This window comes from Bacillus sp. LBG-1-113, from assembly GCF_020708615.1.
In the GTDB taxonomy this organism is placed as follows: domain Bacteria; phylum Bacillota; class Bacilli; order Bacillales; family Bacillaceae; genus Bacillus; species Bacillus mojavensis.
In genome coordinates this window covers 94,776-110,802 of the sequence record NZ_JAJFDG010000001.1, presented here as the reverse complement: position 1 = coordinate 110,802, position 16,027 = coordinate 94,776, and the positions used below count along the sequence as shown (strand labels likewise).

Below are 16,027 nucleotides of genomic sequence, written 5' to 3'. Positions count from 1 at the left end.
CCTCCTTTACGCTTTTGCAAGAGAATCAGTTAAAAACTGTTCAATTTCTTCTTTTGTTTTACGGTCTTTGCTCACAAAACGATTCACTTCTTTTCCTTCATTAAACACAACAAAGCTTGGAATGCCGTAAATCTCCCACTCTGCGCATGTATCAATAAATTTGTCGCGGTCTACATAGTAGTAAGTGAATTCAGGAAAATCTGCTTCCAATTCCGGTAGAAAAGGCTCTACAAAACGGCAGTCCGGGCACCAGTCGGCAGAAAACATAAATACTGCCCAATCATCCTTTACGGCTTTTTCCAGTTCTTGCGTTGTCTCGATTTTTTTCATCACATATCCCTCCAGTTGTTTATGTTCTTACATGTTAATTTATCGATACTCGTCCATTTGGATCATACCAAACTGCTTGCGGCAAAACCACTTATATGCAACGAATGAATATGTAAGATAAGCTTTCCCATTATCATTATCATATTTTATTTGCATTATCAAGCACGTTTCGTTTAACATTTTGTACATGAGGGTAAAATTGACAAATGGACATACATAAGGAGGGATCCCGTTTGGAGTTTATCGTCTATTTAGCCGGGGAAATCCACAGCAATTGGCGTGAGGAAATCAAGGAGAAAACGAAATCACTGAAGCTTCCGATTACGTTTGTCGGCCCGATGGAGCACCACGACCGTTCGGACAATATCGGAGAAGAAATTATGGGCGCTCAGCCAAACGCAGTCTATAAGGACGACAAGGCTTCTGATATCAATAACTTCAGAACGGCTGTCTTGATGAATAAAGCAGACTTTGTGATTGCCTTGTTTGGCGAAAAGTACAAACAATGGAACACAGCAATGGATGCTTCCTATGCTATCGCAAAAGGTAAACCCCTGATCATCATTCGTCCTGAATCGCTCCATCACCCATTAAAAGAGCTTTCAAACAAAGCGAATATTACCGTTGAAACGGTGAACCAAGCGATTAAAGCACTTTCGTATGTATTTGAAACAAAATAAGAAAAAAGCTTGTCGACATGGCTTACAAGCCTTGCTCAACAAGCTTTTTCTTCAGGTTTTACATATTTTCTTTAATTGCTTCCACCGTCTGCTTGTTACAGGCAGTTACGAGCTTTATCAGCATTTCTTTTGCCGCAGCGTAATCATCAATATGGATAATAGACGCATTTGTATGAATGTAGCGGGAGCAGATTCCGATAACTGCCGACGGAACGCCGCTGTTTGAAATATGCACTCTGCCTGCATCTGTACCGCCGCCGGAAACAAAGTATTGATATGGAATCTGATGCGTTTCAGCCATATCCAAAACAAATTCTCTCATTCCTCGGTGCATAACGGTTGTTCTGTCAAGGATGCGCAGCAAAAAGCCCTTCCCAAGCTGCCCAAACTGCTGTTTATCGCCGCTCATGTCGTTTGCCGGACTGGCGTCAAGCGCGAAGAACAAATCCGGTTTGATCATATGAGACGCTGTCTGCGCGCCTCTTAAGCCGACTTCTTCCTGAACGGTTGCGCCAGCGTAAAGCGTATTCGGCAGTTCTTTCCCTTGCAATTCCTTCAGCAATTCAATGCTCAATCCGCAGCCGTACCGGTTATCCCACGCTTTTGATAATATTTTCTTTTCATTGGCCATAATGGTAAACGGGCATACAGGGACTACCTGCTGGCCCGGTTTAATACCGATTTTGATGGCGTCTTCCTTATCATCTGCTCCGATATCAATCATCATATTTTTGATATCCATCGGACGGTTTCGCTGAGCATCTGTTAACAGATGCGGCGGTATGCTTGAAATAACCCCCGGAACAGGGCCGTTATCTGTTTGTATTTCCACTCTTTGCGCCAGCAGTACCTGACTCCACCAGCCGCCGAGCGTTTGGAACCTCAGTAATCCGTTATCTGTAATGGATGTCACCATAAATCCGACTTCATCCATATGTCCAGCCACCATGATTTTCGGCGCGTCCTCTCCGCCTTTTCTGACTCCGAAAACACTTCCCAGTCTGTCCTGAACGATATCATCGGCATATTTGGCAAGCTCCTGCTTCATAAACGCACGGACCTGATGCTCATTGCCCGGCGCTCCGGGAAGCTGCGTCAGTGTTTGGAAAAGCGCTTTCGTTTCTTGATTCATGTTTTCCCCTCATTTCTATGTAGTTCTTTTATTTTATTAGAAAAAATTCTGTTTTCCAAGCACTCTGATTGAATCTGCTCAATGAGCCGCGTATCGCTTAACAGGATTTGGCGGTTTCTGTATAATGAAAGTACGATCAATCAGGAGGTGCTTTATTTTGAAATTGCGTCATCTTCTTTTAGGAGCAGGACTTGGCATTTGTACGGCTGTTGTTGTGAAACAATATGTGATGAAGCCTTATATTTCTTCAGAAAGAGCGCTTCATATCGTAAAATCCGCTTTTAAACAGCGTGGGCCGATTGATGGATCATGGATCTACACTCAGCCGGAGCCCTACAATGTGAATGGGGAAACCGTGCAGGTGTACAAGACCGGTGTTACACGGTCAGCTTTTGGAGAACTAGAGCAATATGAAGTGATGGTGGATGCGAAAACGGGGAGAATTGTAGATGTCATTGATACAATCGCGTCTTAACACCGGACAAGCGTAAAAGAGAGGAGCCGCTGCCCATGCAGCGGCTCTTTATATTATATCGCTCGAATCGGTTTGTATACCGGATACCACATCGCGTCCTGCACAGCCTGAACGATGTCCTCAGGCTCTTCAGTGGCCACGCCTTCCTTAATGGCGGTTTTAGCAACTTCAACTGCAACCGTTGCCGATACAGTCCGTAAATCTTCCACCTTCGGAAGCATCGGTGCGCCAGGCACTCCAACATTGACCATACTTGCGATCGCACGGGCACACGCTTCAAACATGCTGTCTGTAATCAATTTTGATTTGGTGACAATTGTACCAAGCCCAAGCCCCGGGAAGACAAGTGCGTTGTTGGCCTGCCCGATATGATACGTCACGCCGTTATAATCCACAGGCGGGAACGGACTGCCTGTCGTGATAAGCGCACGGCCTTCCGTCCATTCAATTAAATCTTGCGGTTTTGCTTCAGAAAGAGTCGTCGGATTCGACATTGGCAAAATCGCCGGCCGTTTTACGTGTGAAGCCATTTCTTTTACAATTTCTTCAGTAAATGCACCGGAAACTGTTGATGTACCGATGAGAATCGTCGGTTTCGCCTGACGGACCACCTCAAGGAGATCAATACCTCCGCCTTCTCCGTTGCGCTGATAATCTTTCACCTCATCAGCCTGACGGGCATAAGACTTTTGAAAATCAAGAAGCTGATCCATATCATCTGTTAACAGCCCGTTCCGGTCTATGCACCAAAAGCGCTGGTATGATTCTTCCTCACTAAGCCCCTCGCGCACCAATGCTTCACGCAGCTGTTCAGCAATTCCGATTCCGGCCGTACCCGCTCCGAATATCACGACTCTGTGATCCTTCAGCGGCACTTTTGATGCTTTTGCACAGGATAAAACTGCCGCAAGTGAGACAGCGCCTGTCCCTTGGATATCATCATTAAACGTACATACTTTATCTTTATAGCGTTTCAGGATGCTGCGCGCATTTTTCGCTCCGAAATCCTCCCAGTGAAGCAATGCATTCGGGAATGTCTCTCTCGCAAGTGAGACATATTCATCAATAAATTGGTCATAGCGTTCACCGCGCACTCTGGAATGCTGGTTGCCGACATAAAGCGGGTCGTTCAGGAGGCTCTCTTGATTTGTGCCCGCATCCAAAACGACAGCCAGCACTCTGCTCGGATCAATTCCCGCAGCTGCCGTGTATACCGCAAGCTTGCCAATTGATATCGCGATACCGCCGACTCCCCAGTCTCCGATTCCTAAAATCCCTTCAGCATCGGTTGCGACAATTAGATCGATGGAATCACTTTTGTCTTTAAACTGTTTAAATGCCTCTCTCATGCCTTCCGGGTCATCGATGGACAGATAGAGACCTCTCGGCTTCCTGTATTCATGGCTGTATCTCTGAATGGCCGTACCTACTGTCGGCGTGTATACAATCGGGAGCATTTCCCCTAAGTGGTCATTTAACAAACGGTAAAACAGCGTTTCATTTCGATCGTGCAGCGCTGTCAAATATACGTTTTTACTTAAATCATCAGGCTGTGAGGAAAACTGTTCGTACGCTCTTTTTGCCTGTTCATCAATGGTCAATACCTTCGGCGGCAAAAAGCCATTCAATCCGAGCGCTTTTCTTTCCTCCTTTGTAAAAGCTACTCCTTTGTTCAAAAAAGGAACAGAGAGGACTTCAAGGCCTCTTAATGTTGTCTGAATTTCTCCTTCGTTCGTTACTTCGAATTGTTTCACCCTGCCTCTTCCTTTCTGAGCATAATTAGTACTAGGTTTGCTTTATTAGCCGGAAATCATGCAGGGTAAACATGAAAATATGCTATTGTTTCTTTCGTTTGAGTGATTCTGTAATCCTTTCGTCCCCATCCCATTTCAGTGCGCGATATTCGGCATCATGATAAAAAATAAACCATGCGTCTTTTTCCGCTGCATACGCCTGCCACTTTTGCTTTTGCGGTATAGAGGTCATCGGATAATCATCATAAGCCAGCACCCATAATGGATTGCGGTGGGCGTGTGTCGGCATCAAATCCGCCATATGTACCGCGGTTTCACCCGCATCCTCACATACAAGAACACAGTGGCCGTCACTGTGGCCCCCGGTATGATGCAGTGTAACTCCCTCTGTTATGGTGCAGGTGTTTTCAAAGGTTTTCACTTGGCCGGCAACAGCCTCCCAGTTTTCTTTCCAGTAGGTATTTTTCGATCTGATATTCGGATGGCGCATTTCATACCATTCAACAGATGAAGCATAAATAACGGCATTGGGAAAAACCGAAACCAGTTTATCGCCTTCGTATTCCGTCAATCCGCACGCATGATCAAAATGAAGGTGTGTCATGGCGATCACGTGAATATCTTCAACTGTTAATCCGAGCGCTGCTAATGATGTTTTCACATTGGATTCTTGAGTCACACCGTAGTTTCTTTTTTGTTTTTCAGTCAGCTTGCCGGACCCGATACCGGCATCGACGATCACGTTTTTCCCGTCCTTTTGAATAAGAATCGGATCTGTCCTTAGTTCAATCTGGTTTTTTTCATTGACTGGATATTTTTTTGCCCATAACGGCTTTGGAACAACACCGAACATGGCTCCTCCGTCCATGTGAGTCACCCCTCCGTCAAGCCATGTTAACGTCGTTTTTCCAATTTTCATCGTTTCCATCTTCATCCCCCCTGTCATCATCGTAGCAAACAGCGCATAAAAAAAACAGACTCCTGCGTCAGAGTCTGTTTTACGCTCTCCATTCAACTTCAGCCCGATAAATCGGCTGGCCGAGTGCTGAGAATTTTTCTTCATATTCTGTCATGATGTTATCTTCCATATCGCTGTTATGCAGATCAAGACTGACATATGTCAGCAGCAATCCGTATTCCGAGAAGCTTTTCAGCGAATACTCAAACAGACCGCGGTTGTCTGTTTTAAAATGAATTGCTCCGCCTTTCCCCATCACTTCTTCATATTTCTTGATAAAATGGGAATACGTGAGACGGCGTTTTTCGTGGCGTTTTTTCGGCCAAGGATCAGAAAAGTTCAAGTACACCCGTTTGACTTCACCCGGCTCAAACACGTCTGTCAGCGTGTCCGCGTCTATATTCAAAAGCTTCACATTCGGCGCTTCGCTATCTTTTACTTTCTGGACAGCAGTTACAATGACGCTTTTAAATAACTCAATGCCAATATAATTAATGTCGGGATTTTGTTTGGCCATTCCGGAAATAAATTGCCCTTTTCCTGTACCGACCTCGATATGGATCGGATTGTCGTTGCCAAACACTGTATTCCATTTTCCTTTATAATCAGCAGGATTGCTGATGGCAATATCTGCGTTTTCAGCCAAAAAGTCATCAGCCCAAGGCTTGTGGCGCATTCTCATATGATTGACACCTCTATCTATTATTTCGACTAACAACATACCATGAATTAAAAAGACCCGCAAGCTTGTTTTTTTAGGTGTGCCTTCACATAAAAAAAGAGGTTCCCGTCTGTCGGAACACTCGTGTCTCATGCATAAAACCATCCTGTTTTGAACAATTTAACCCGTAAGATACTGAAGGGATGTGTACCGTTTTATGGGTTTAAATTACGAGAATCAAGTTGATCTATTGAAGGACATTTTGACTGACCATCAATTAGACTGCTGCGGAACCGTCGCAGAGTACGAACAGCTTGAACGTGTGATTAAATCGCTGATGGCAAACACCGAGATCGATTCACACTTAAAAAACGTGCTGGAAGATGTGTACCGATACAGCCAATCAGGAATATCGTCCAAATCCATCGACTCACACATACAAGAGCATCAGAACAGCTTGTCTCAATGGGTAGAGGAAATGGATTCATATTCCTGATTATTGAACAATCCGCTTCATCAGCATATGCAGTTCTTCCATTGCATCATGGAATTCTTTATCGTTTCCTTTGGATTTATGCCAGGCAATGTAAGTGATTGTTTCAGATAGCACATACCATGCCATTCTTAACCGAAGGCTTTCCGTTAACTCGATGCCGTACATGCCCAGCCAGCTCTCCCAAGCTGGCTTTTCAACGTAGTGGTACAGCAATGGCCCTAGATCCATCGCCGGGTCAGCGATCATGGCGCCGTCCCAGTCAATTAAATACAGCTGGTTGTCTTCAGACAATAGCCAGTTATTATGATTGACATCACAATGGCAAACGACTTTCTCACCGAAATGCACTTCATGCAGATGATCTTCTAAATACGTAATCCCTTCTTGAATCAGCGGCGAAGTTTGCTGCACAGCAAATACAGCCTGTTTAAGCTGAGACAGCAGAGCCCCTGGATTCAGCGGTTCCTTTCCAAGTCTCTTCAGCATGTCCAGCAAGGCCTTTGATGTGTGTATTTTACGAAGCAATTCAGCAACGGACCGTCCGCTCATGTCTTTCGGCTTCAGCTCTCTGCCGGTCATCCAGTGCTGGGCCGTAATGACGTCCCCATTCTCCATCCGTTTTGTCCAAACCAGCTTAGGAACAATGCCTTCGGCGGATAAAACAGCTAAAAAAGGTGAGCTATTACGTTTTAAAAAAAGCTGCTGCCCGTTATGTTTCGCATAATATGCATCTCCTGTAGCTCCTCCGGCGGGGAAGATCTCCCAATCGCTACCTAGTAATTGTCCCAACCAGTTCATATCAATGTTCAACCCATCATTTCTTAAAATATTTTAGAATAAGGCCTATTCGTCTTCAGTGTATCCAGCGAATGCCTTTTTCGTACGAATCGTATGAAAAATAAAAAAGACAGCTATTGAGAGTCTCATATGCTAATCAATAGCCGTCTTTTAAATTTTAGCGCTATAGCACAAACTTCGTCAAGCAAAACTCGTAAGATCTCATGCTAAATATAAGATAACCGTTCCGATGCCGTTTACAGCAACCGCTTTCTTGATTTCTCCCGGATCAGCGCAAAACCCGTCAGTATCACATAGAAGCCGGTAAGCCTTATCTTTCGGCAGCTGCCATGTAACAGAATCAGGACTGGCATGATGGATGACAATGATTTCTTCCCATTCGTCGATTGCGCCGAGGCCAAACAGCCGGTATACAATAAGGTGCTCTTTGAGAGCCAGGCATTCAAGGCTGCGCTGAATATCGGCTGATGTCGTAAGCCGGAATGCCGGATGCGCTTTTCTGAGCGAAATCAGCCTGCGGACATAATCAGCATCTTGCTTGAATGTTTCACGCCGCGACCAGTCCAGCTGGTTGATGCTGTCACTGGATTGATAGCTGTTTTCCACCCCCTGCTTCGTCCGGAAAAATTCCTGTCCGCTGTGAATAAACGGAACTCCCTGGGCCAGCAGAATGATTGCAGTCGCCAGCTTTTGCCGGCTTCTCTTTCGGCTGTCACTTTCTTGTGGAAGCGCGAGGCTCATTTTATCCCAAAATGTGTGGTTGTCATGCGACTCGACATAATTGATAGATTGGCTCGGCGCAGACACAAACGGAGCTGTCTCTTTCCATCCGGAAGATCCGGCAATCCCATGCATGACTGTTTCCGCTTTTTCGCCGTTCCCAAGGGCAAAACCCGCCGCCGCGACTTGAAAGGTATTCCCTTTAACAGCGTCACGAAACGAATCATTGAAAAAACCGACGCCCGGCATTTTTGAGGCATTCGCCAATGTCGCTTTCTGATCAGGCGGCAGCGGTGTTGCCAAATCCCAGCCTTCCCCAAAGAGAAGGATTCCGGGCTTTACCTCAGATGCTTTTTCTTTTATATGAAGAACCGTTTCGATATCTAAGATGCCGAGCAGATCAAAGCGGAAGCCGTCGACATCGTATTCCTTGAGCCAATACATGACGCAATCCGTAATGAATTTTCTCGCCATCCGCCTTTCTGAGGCGATGTCATTCCCGACGCCGGTGCCATTTGAAGGCATCCCGAATTGATCATGCCGGAAGAAATAACCGGGCACCGTTTTTTCAAAGGGCGAGTGCTCTCTTTGATATACATGGTTATAAACAACATCCAGGATGACACGCAGGCCATGCCGATGCAGGGTGTGAACCATTTGTTTTACTTCTTTGTTTCTTGTCTGAGGGTCGTGAGGATTGGAGGCATAGCTTCCCTCCGGGGCGAAAAAATGAAGCGGATTATAGCCCCAATTGTAGGCGGCAAGCGGGGTTTCTTCATCAACTCCGGCATAATCGTTTACCGGCAAAAGCTCGATATGCGTAACGCCAAGCTCTTTTAAATAAGAAAGTCCTGTAGAACTGCCATTTTTCGTTTGAGTGCCAGTTTCAGCAAGCGCCGCATACTTCCCCTTGTTCTTCATACCGCTGTTTTCATGAATGGAGAAGTCACGGATGTGCATCTCATAAATAATGGCATCAACGGGGTCTGAAAATGGTGTAAGCGAAGGAGCCGAGTTTGCTTGATCTGGGCGCAGCACGACCCCCTTCTCTCCGTTGACCGTCACAGCCTTTGCATACGGATCCACCGTTTCTGTCCATTCTAAATTGTTGCAGATCCGGTACACATACTCATAACCGTGCAGATCTCCAGCCACTGTAACGGCGTATACTCCATTTTCCATTCTTGTCATTTGGAGCGTATGCCCGCTTTTTTCGGGATGTGACAGCTTGACGGCAGCTGACGTCGCAGCAGGCGCCCATACTTTAAATTCAGTATAATCCGAAGTGTAAACAGCTCCGAGCTCTCCGTCATAATAAAATGCAGCATCAAACGGATCCGTCCTGATCACTGCCCCGATTTGGAGATCCGTTACTCCGCCGCCGGATGCTTTGACATAATGCGTTTTCCCGAAAGTGACCGGATGCTCAGCTACACATACATACTTGTATTTCCCTTCTATTTTCCATTCCTGACTGACTGTCAGAGGAATTTCCCCTGTATCTGTCTCTAGCTGAAAAGGCGGCGTAAAGGTATCTTTTTGATCAGCAGGGATCAGAACCGTAATGATATTCATTTCATCGGCATACGCTTCAAAGCGGCGTTGGATACTGACCATCAGAATCTCTCTCCTCCAAAAACGTTTATGTTTTGATTCGTAACGGTGAGGGACTCGATGCCAGACGGAATGGGGTTGTACCCATGATTTCTCCGTCAGCATGGAACGGAATTTTGTCCTTCGTGTAAAACGTAATGTCTTTCGCTTTAAACATCGTCACGCCGTCCATTTTGGTGTGTTTTCCAAATGTCATCAAGCATAAAAACCAATACTTTTTCAAAAACGGCAGATTCTCAACAATGATGATATCAAATGCCTGTTCGCGAGGATTCGCAAGCGGGGCCGCCTTCATGCCGCCTCCGTAAAACGGATGATTGGAGACGACCGCAAACCAGACATGATGAAATTCCTGTGTCTCTCCTTCAATTGTACAAGCCAACGAAAACGGCTTAAAGGTAGCCGACGCGTACAAATGGGATAGCGGATAGACAAGAAAGCGGAGGCGCAGAAAATGGATCGCCCGTTTTAATGGAAATTCTAATGCCTTTTTATTGACGTATGCGTCAAAGCCGATTCCGATATGATTCAAAAAATAAAGAACCTGCGATTTATCCTGAAGCAAATTAACGCTTCCTAAATGAAACGTTCGCGTTAACGGACGCTTCAGCTGTCTGATTTCCTGAATCAGGTCTATTTTCTTAATGGAGAATCCTCTGGAAAAATCATTGTACGCGCCAGCGGGCACAAAACTCAGTTCGATATCATCAACATCTTTCAGTCCGTTGACGACTTCGTGCATCGTTCCGTCTCCGCCGATAACAATCAGGCGTTTCAGCTTATATTCCTGCATCGTTGAAATTTGCCGGGCGAGAACCTCGGCGTGTCCCGGATGCTCAGTTAAAAATGAGCGGTGCTCAATCTTTCGTTTCAGTAATTCCTTTTGTATCGACTTCCAAACACGCAGGCCTTTTCGGTGCCCTGCTGCCGGATTAATAATAAAAAACCATTGGCTCATCTTTCTCACCTGCTTATGTTATGAGAAAACCGCTCAAATCGTTCTGCTTTACTCCAGCCACTCTTGTCTGCGATAGGAGTCTGACAGGCAATAAGACAACAAAGCCTTTGCAGCTTTTAATTGATGATGTTTTATCGGAGCTGTGTTTTTCTTCTGCTTCTCCATCCATTCCGCCAAGCCCCGTTTGTCCACTATTTCCAGACCGTACGGCGGTTCGGGGTAATCGATGTATGACGTTCTGCTCAGGAGTAATTTCGATACCGGAATATCAGCGCCTTTTTCCTTTACGATCTTCGACACAACAGATCCCGTCCGAAACAGACTCAACGCCGGATTTAATACCGATTCAGTCTGAGAGCCTGTTTTCTTCTCCCAAAAACGATGTTTAGATCCTATGTACACACTGTCTTCCTCTGCATCTATAAAAGAAACGCAGTAAATGTCAAGAGGTGAAATGATCACTATGCTTAATTCTACTGCCGCCTGCTGAATTTTGAGCACAGGCTTATACATAATAAAATAAGAATCTGGAAGCTGCTGGGCCAGAAAAAGCAAAATGCGGTCCTGCTTCACCTGGTTTGACAGATTTGACATCTCGGAAAGCGTAGAGCTTGCCCATTTGAGCTGAAATTCATATAAATGTCTTTTATAAAAGGAAGCAAGCGCCATCCTGCTTTTCGGCAGCCTTACATTTAGATCGTCTTCTTCCTCAAACCATTGGTGTCTCTCTTCTTGTATATCGGCTTCTATCTCTTCTTTTTTTCTTTTCAATGAAAATTTCTTACGTTTCTGCACCGGTTCCGGCTGTTCAGCATTGGCTTGTCTTTCTTCATGCTGGCGCTCCGCTGCTTCTAATAGTGAAAGCCAGCGCTCTTTTTTCAGCCGTATAAACTGATTCATATAATGGTACGGATCAAGTTCGTATCTCGATATATAATCATATATTTTGATGATTTGTGCCATTTTGTTTCTCCACTCCGCATGAATTAAGTTAAAGGAAATTTGAATTTTTCCTCATATTTTGGTGATTGATTTAAGTGTATCTGAAATAGTGAAAATCGTTCAATAGCCGTTGAAACTTCACCGCTTTTAAACGGGACATGCGCCGGAAATCCCTTTTGGCCTGTCCATTTTCTTGCCAGCGTCATATGGGGATGATACGCTCTCTTTTCCACTTTAAAGCCTGCTTGAAGAACAGCTTGTTTTGTATGCTCCCTCAGTGTTTCGAGCGCTGTATTCTTCTTCGGCTCCAAATGCAATACGCGCGGCTGCCTTCGGTCTCCGAACACATTTATTTTGTCAAATACAATTGTAAACGGATTGGCATCTAAAGCGATCTCGGCAAGCGAGCCTTCAAGCTGATTGATTTGCGCTTCATCCGCCGCACCGAGAAAAATTAACGTGATATGGTAGTCAAGCGGGTGCACCCATTTTTGAAATGTGAGCGCTGGCTCGTTTTTCGCAGCCTGGTAAATCGGATTTGCAATTTCCGGCGGAATGGGCACGCCGATGAAATAATGAGGCCGGATATCTGACATCCGTCTGACACTCCCTTCTTTGACTGCTATTATTTTATCAATAAAGAGGCTGCGCGAATAGAGGAACCGCATATGAAAACACTCTCGCGCAAACGTTTATTATGTTAGGATATTATATGACACTTGTTTTATTCAGAAAGGAATGACAATGTTGAAAATCGTTGAAAACACTTCTGATCTTATAGGAGATACTCCGCTTGTGAGATTGAATCGGCTTCAGCCGGAAAACGCAGCACAAGTCTATTTAAAACTTGAATTTTTCAATCCAAGCGGCAGTGTGAAAGACAGAGCCGCTTACAATATGATCATAGAAGCAGAACAAAACGGCTTACTCAAGCCTGGCTCAGTTATCATTGAGCCGACCAGCGGAAATACCGGAATCGGACTCGCCATGAATGCGGCGGCCCGCGGCTATAAAGCGATTTTAGTAATGCCGGATACAATGACGAAGGAGCGGATCAACCTCCTCAAAGCCTATGGTGCAGAGGTTGTGTTAACTCCCGGATCGGAACGAATGCCCGGCAGCATAAAAAAAGCGAAAGAGCTCGCCGAACAAATTCCGAACAGCTTCATTCCAATGCAGTTTGATAATACTGCTAATCCTGACGCGCATCGAAAAACAACTGCTCTTGAAATTGCCCGGGCAATAAAAGAAATCGGAAAACCGCTAGGCGCTTTTGTAGCTTCTTCAGGTACTGGCGGAACCATTACAGGAACCGGTGAAGCGTTAAAAGAACTGTTTCCGGATATTTTGGTTCATGTTGTCGAGCCTGCGGGGTCCCCGGTATTATCTGGCGGAAAACCGGGTGCGCATAAGCTGGTTGGGACAAGCCCAGGCTTCATTCCTCCCGTTTTAAATCAAGATGTGTATGATGAAATTATCAAAATCACTGATGAGGATGCGTATACGACAACCAGACGCCTTGCTGCGGAGGAAGGAATTCTCGTCGGGCCTTCTTCAGGCGCTGCCTGCTTCGCAGCGATTGAAGCAGCCAAACGTCTCTCTCCTGATCAAGTTGTTGTCTGTATGACAGCTGATACCGGAGAACGCTATTTATCAACTGATTTATGGTCATTTGTGTAAAAAAAGGACTGGCTTCAGAAGAAGCCGGTCCTTTTATTTTGCAAGTTCGTAGATGGCCTGCGCATATAAAGCAGTCGCTCTGAGGAGGTCATCAATTTCAATATATTCGTCCTTTTGATGCGCACTGTCGGGACGTCCGGGGAACAGCGGTCCGAATGCAACGCCGGCCTCCAAAGATCTCGCGTAAGTTCCCCCGCCGATTGAAATTAAATCAGCTTTTTTGCCCAATTGGCCTTCATATACCTTTTGCAGCGTTTTGACTAGCGGATGGTCTGCTGATACATGATGGGGCTTGCTGTCTTTAAATTCTCCAAGCTCAAATTCACTTGCGCTTTCAAATGCATCGCGGATCATTTTGCTTTCTGCTGTTACAGGATAGCGGATATTGATTCCGAGCTCGCCTCCTTGCCCTTCTGTATAGCGCAGTGTTCCGACATTTAATGTCAGCTCTCCGCTAATGTCATCCTCACAGGCGATATTCAGTTTCTTTCCTCTTGTATCATCTGAGAATTTATCTGTCACAACTTGAACAAAACGCTGTCCTGCTTCATCCAGCTCAGTTTGGCTCAAAAATTCTGCCAGTTTGATGCCGGCATTCACTCCATTGTTTGGTTCCATCGCATGGCAGGAAAGTCCGTGCATGCGCAATATCAGCTGACCGTTCTCAATCTCAGCTGCACCTTTTTGATCCGTCGTGCGGAGCTTGTCTTGAAATGAGGCAAGAACCTCTTCTATATTTGATCCTTCGAGAACGGCTTCCGCAGCGTCTGGCACCATGTTTAAGCGAAGACCTGATGTAAACGAGGCAAGAACTGTTTCTGAAGCGGCTTTATTTGTATGGTGGTGCGGGATGAGAAGTGAAGCATCAATAATCCCTTTTTCCGCGTTAATAATCGGGAAGTCAGCATCTGGCGCAAAACCGAGAGTCGGCATTTCTTCGTGCTTGAAATAATGCTCCACACATCTCCAATCACTTTCTTCATCTGTTCCGATAATGATTCTGACACGTTTGGACAGCGGCAGATTCATGTCTTTGACGATTTTCAGCGCGTAGAACGCAGCCATCGTCGGACCTTTGTCGTCAATGGCGCCCCTTGCATAAATCCGTCCGTTCCGGATGTCCGCTGAAAACGGGTCACTTGTCCATCCGTCTCCGGGCGGTACAACATCAACATGGCATAGAACGCCGACAATGTCTTCACCCTCACCCCATTCGATATGACCGGCGAACCCGTCAAGATTTTTTGTGGTAAATCCTTCTTTTTCTCCAAGCTCAAGCAAAGAGGTCAAGCTGGCATTTACCCCTTCTCCAAATGGTTTGCCGGGCCCGGCTGTTGTCTCGTCCATTACACTGTTGATTCTCAAGAATTCCTGCGTATCGCGAATCAAAACATCTTTTTTTCTGATCACTTCGACTTCCCAGTTCATAACGATCCCCTTTCTGCAATAAATCACTTGCAAAAACTAAATAAAACGAATAATATTAATGGTGTTTTGTTAAAACGTTCGTAATTGGAGGATACTATGTTTCATCTAAAAGAGCAGCAAACATCGATCAAACAAGAAATCATAGCTGGACTGACGACTTTTTTCACAATGGTCTATATTGTAGTGGTGAATCCGGTTATTTTAGCTAATGCCGGAGTTCCTTTCGGCCAGGTCTTTACCGCAACGATTATCGCCTCCATTGTCGGAACGCTGTGGATGGCCCTGGCTGCAAATTATCCGATTGCCATTGCGCCCGGCATGGGCTTAAACGCTTACTTAGCCTATCACGTTGTAGGCGCAAGCGGCGGCGGCATCACGTACGCAACAGCTTTCAGCGCAGTATTCACAGCAGGGGTTCTCTTCATTATTCTATCGTTAACGCCTTTAAGAAAACAACTGATAGAAGCGATTCCAAACAATTTAAAATACGGCATCACAACAGGGATCGGGCTTTTTATTGCGTTTATCGGTTTACGGCAGGCGGGAATTATTACAGCTGATAAATCAAATTTGGTCACACTCGGCAACCTTCATTCGCCAGCGGTTATCTTAACGCTGATCGGCTTATTGATCAGTGTGATCTTGATGGTGCTGAATGTAAGCGGAGCGTTATTTATCGGAATGGCGGCTACCGCTTTGATTGCGTTTTTTACCGGCCAGCTGCATTTCCCTAAAGGCTTTATGTCTTTTCCGCATTTGCCTGAGGGATTGATTATTTCAAATCCGTTCTCCGCTTTTGGCGATGTGATCCATCACGGCCTGTACGCTGTCGTGTTTTCATTTCTGCTGGTAACGATTTTTGATACGACCGGTACAATGATCGGTGTGGCCGAGCAGGCCGGATTGATGAAAAACAACAAGCTCCCGAACGCGCGAAAAGCGCTGCTGGCTGATTCAACGGCGACCACAGTCGGTGCTGTTTTCGGCACAAGTCCGACAACCGCGTTTATCGAATCTTCAGCTGGCGTCGCAGCCGGGGGAAGAACAGGTCTTACGTCTTTCACTGTCGCGGTATTGTTTGCAGCTTCGATGTTTTTCAGTCCGCTTGTCAGCGCCTTATCCGGCATATCCGCCATCACCTCACCGGCTTTGATTATTGTCGGCAGCCTGATGATGGGTTCAGTGTCGAATATTAACTGGAAGGAGATGGACGAGGCATTTCCGGCATTTCTCGTTGTTCTGACCATGCCTCTTACATCAAGCATTTCCACAGGAATTGCCCTTGGCTTTATTTCGTATCCGATTGTGAAAGCAGCACGGGGAAAATGGAGAGACATTCATCCGCTCGTCCTTGTTTTTGCCGTTCTGTTTTTCATCCAGCTATTTATTCTATAACATACA

At 45.6% G+C, this 16,027-nt stretch carries 17 protein-coding genes; 5 read left to right on the top strand and 12 right to left on the bottom strand.

The window, feature by feature from the left end; genetic code table 11:
* Window positions 1-6: 6 nt before the first annotated feature.
* Entirely contained in the window at window positions 7-330 is a 324-nt protein-coding gene (locus LJF29_RS00615; RefSeq protein WP_010331513.1) for a thioredoxin family protein, read from the bottom strand.
* Between the two features lie 39 nt (window positions 331-369).
* Window positions 370-486, bottom strand: coding sequence for a hypothetical protein (locus tag LJF29_RS00610; RefSeq protein WP_125825412.1), 117 nt, complete (start codon window positions 484-486; stop codon window positions 370-372).
* Between the two features lie 77 nt (window positions 487-563).
* Between LJF29_RS00610 and LJF29_RS00605 the strand changes: the two genes are divergently transcribed.
* On the top strand, window positions 564-1,010 hold the full coding sequence (locus tag LJF29_RS00605) for a YtoQ family protein (protein WP_010331514.1): 447 nt from the start codon (window positions 564-566) through the stop codon (window positions 1,008-1,010).
* A gap of 58 nt (window positions 1,011-1,068) precedes the next feature.
* Here the strand turns inward: LJF29_RS00605 and LJF29_RS00600 are convergent, their stop codons facing one another.
* Window positions 1,069-2,142, bottom strand: a complete 1,074-nt coding sequence (locus LJF29_RS00600; protein WP_229146481.1) for a M42 family metallopeptidase — start codon at window positions 2,140-2,142, stop codon at window positions 1,069-1,071.
* 157 nt (window positions 2,143-2,299) lie between these two features.
* On the opposite strand from LJF29_RS00600, the gene LJF29_RS00595 reads away from it, so the two are divergent.
* A complete protein-coding gene (locus LJF29_RS00595) occupies window positions 2,300-2,617 on the top strand; it encodes a PepSY domain-containing protein (RefSeq protein ID WP_229146480.1) in 318 nt (105 codons plus the stop codon).
* Between the two features lie 53 nt (window positions 2,618-2,670).
* Here the strand turns inward: LJF29_RS00595 and LJF29_RS00590 are convergent, their stop codons facing one another.
* From LJF29_RS00590 to trmB, 3 genes are all read right to left on the bottom strand, one after another.
* Window positions 2,671-4,371 (bottom strand): NAD-dependent malic enzyme, encoded by a 1,701-nt coding sequence (locus LJF29_RS00590; RefSeq protein ID WP_229146479.1) that lies wholly within the window; start codon window positions 4,369-4,371, stop codon window positions 2,671-2,673.
* Window positions 4,372-4,453: 82 nt separating this feature from the next.
* A complete protein-coding gene (locus tag LJF29_RS00585) occupies window positions 4,454-5,299 on the bottom strand; it encodes a YtnP family quorum-quenching lactonase (protein ID WP_229146478.1) in 846 nt (281 codons plus the stop codon).
* Between the two features lie 70 nt (window positions 5,300-5,369).
* Complete coding sequence (gene trmB, locus LJF29_RS00580) at window positions 5,370-6,011, bottom strand: tRNA (guanosine(46)-N7)-methyltransferase TrmB (RefSeq protein WP_032731296.1); 642 nt, start codon at window positions 6,009-6,011, stop codon at window positions 5,370-5,372.
* Window positions 6,012-6,207: 196 nt separating this feature from the next.
* Here trmB and LJF29_RS00575 point away from each other — a divergent pair, with 196 nt between their 5' ends.
* Window positions 6,208-6,486: a YtzH-like family protein gene (locus LJF29_RS00575; protein WP_010331520.1), complete on the top strand. Its 279-nt coding sequence runs from the start codon at window positions 6,208-6,210 to the stop codon at window positions 6,484-6,486.
* On the opposite strand, the gene LJF29_RS00570 is transcribed toward LJF29_RS00575, so the two are convergent.
* The 5 genes from LJF29_RS00570 to thpR form a co-directional block, all read right to left on the bottom strand.
* Window positions 6,487-7,284 carry a phosphotransferase family protein gene (locus LJF29_RS00570; RefSeq protein ID WP_168748543.1) on the bottom strand — a complete coding sequence of 266 codons (798 nt, stop codon included), beginning with the start codon at window positions 7,282-7,284 and terminating at the stop codon, window positions 6,487-6,489.
* 201 nt (window positions 7,285-7,485) lie between these two features.
* Complete coding sequence (gene pulA / locus LJF29_RS00565; RefSeq protein ID WP_229146477.1) at window positions 7,486-9,621, bottom strand: type I pullulanase; 2,136 nt, start codon at window positions 9,619-9,621, stop codon at window positions 7,486-7,488.
* Window positions 9,622-9,646: 25 nt separating this feature from the next.
* Window positions 9,647-10,576 carry a YegS/Rv2252/BmrU family lipid kinase gene (locus tag LJF29_RS00560; RefSeq protein ID WP_229146476.1) on the bottom strand — a complete coding sequence of 310 codons (930 nt, stop codon included), beginning with the start codon at window positions 10,574-10,576 and terminating at the stop codon, window positions 9,647-9,649.
* A gap of 48 nt (window positions 10,577-10,624) precedes the next feature.
* Window positions 10,625-11,539, bottom strand: coding sequence for a hypothetical protein (locus LJF29_RS00555; RefSeq protein WP_229146475.1), 915 nt, complete (start codon window positions 11,537-11,539; stop codon window positions 10,625-10,627).
* 23 nt (window positions 11,540-11,562) lie between these two features.
* Window positions 11,563-12,114: an RNA 2',3'-cyclic phosphodiesterase gene (thpR, locus tag LJF29_RS00550; RefSeq protein WP_229146474.1), complete on the bottom strand. Its 552-nt coding sequence runs from the start codon at window positions 12,112-12,114 to the stop codon at window positions 11,563-11,565.
* Between the two features lie 148 nt (window positions 12,115-12,262).
* Here thpR and cysK point away from each other — a divergent pair, with 148 nt between their 5' ends.
* Window positions 12,263-13,198, top strand: coding sequence for a cysteine synthase A (gene cysK / locus LJF29_RS00545; RefSeq protein ID WP_029441392.1), 936 nt, complete (start codon window positions 12,263-12,265; stop codon window positions 13,196-13,198).
* 33 nt (window positions 13,199-13,231) lie between these two features.
* On the opposite strand, the gene pepV is transcribed toward cysK, so the two are convergent.
* Window positions 13,232-14,626: a dipeptidase PepV gene (gene pepV / locus LJF29_RS00540; RefSeq protein ID WP_229146473.1), complete on the bottom strand. Its 1,395-nt coding sequence runs from the start codon at window positions 14,624-14,626 to the stop codon at window positions 13,232-13,234.
* 96 nt (window positions 14,627-14,722) lie between these two features.
* Between pepV and pbuO the strand changes: the two genes are divergently transcribed.
* A complete protein-coding gene (pbuO, locus tag LJF29_RS00535; RefSeq protein WP_229146472.1) occupies window positions 14,723-16,021 on the top strand; it encodes an NCS2 family permease in 1,299 nt (432 codons plus the stop codon).
* The last annotated feature ends 6 nt before the right edge of the window (window positions 16,022-16,027 follow it).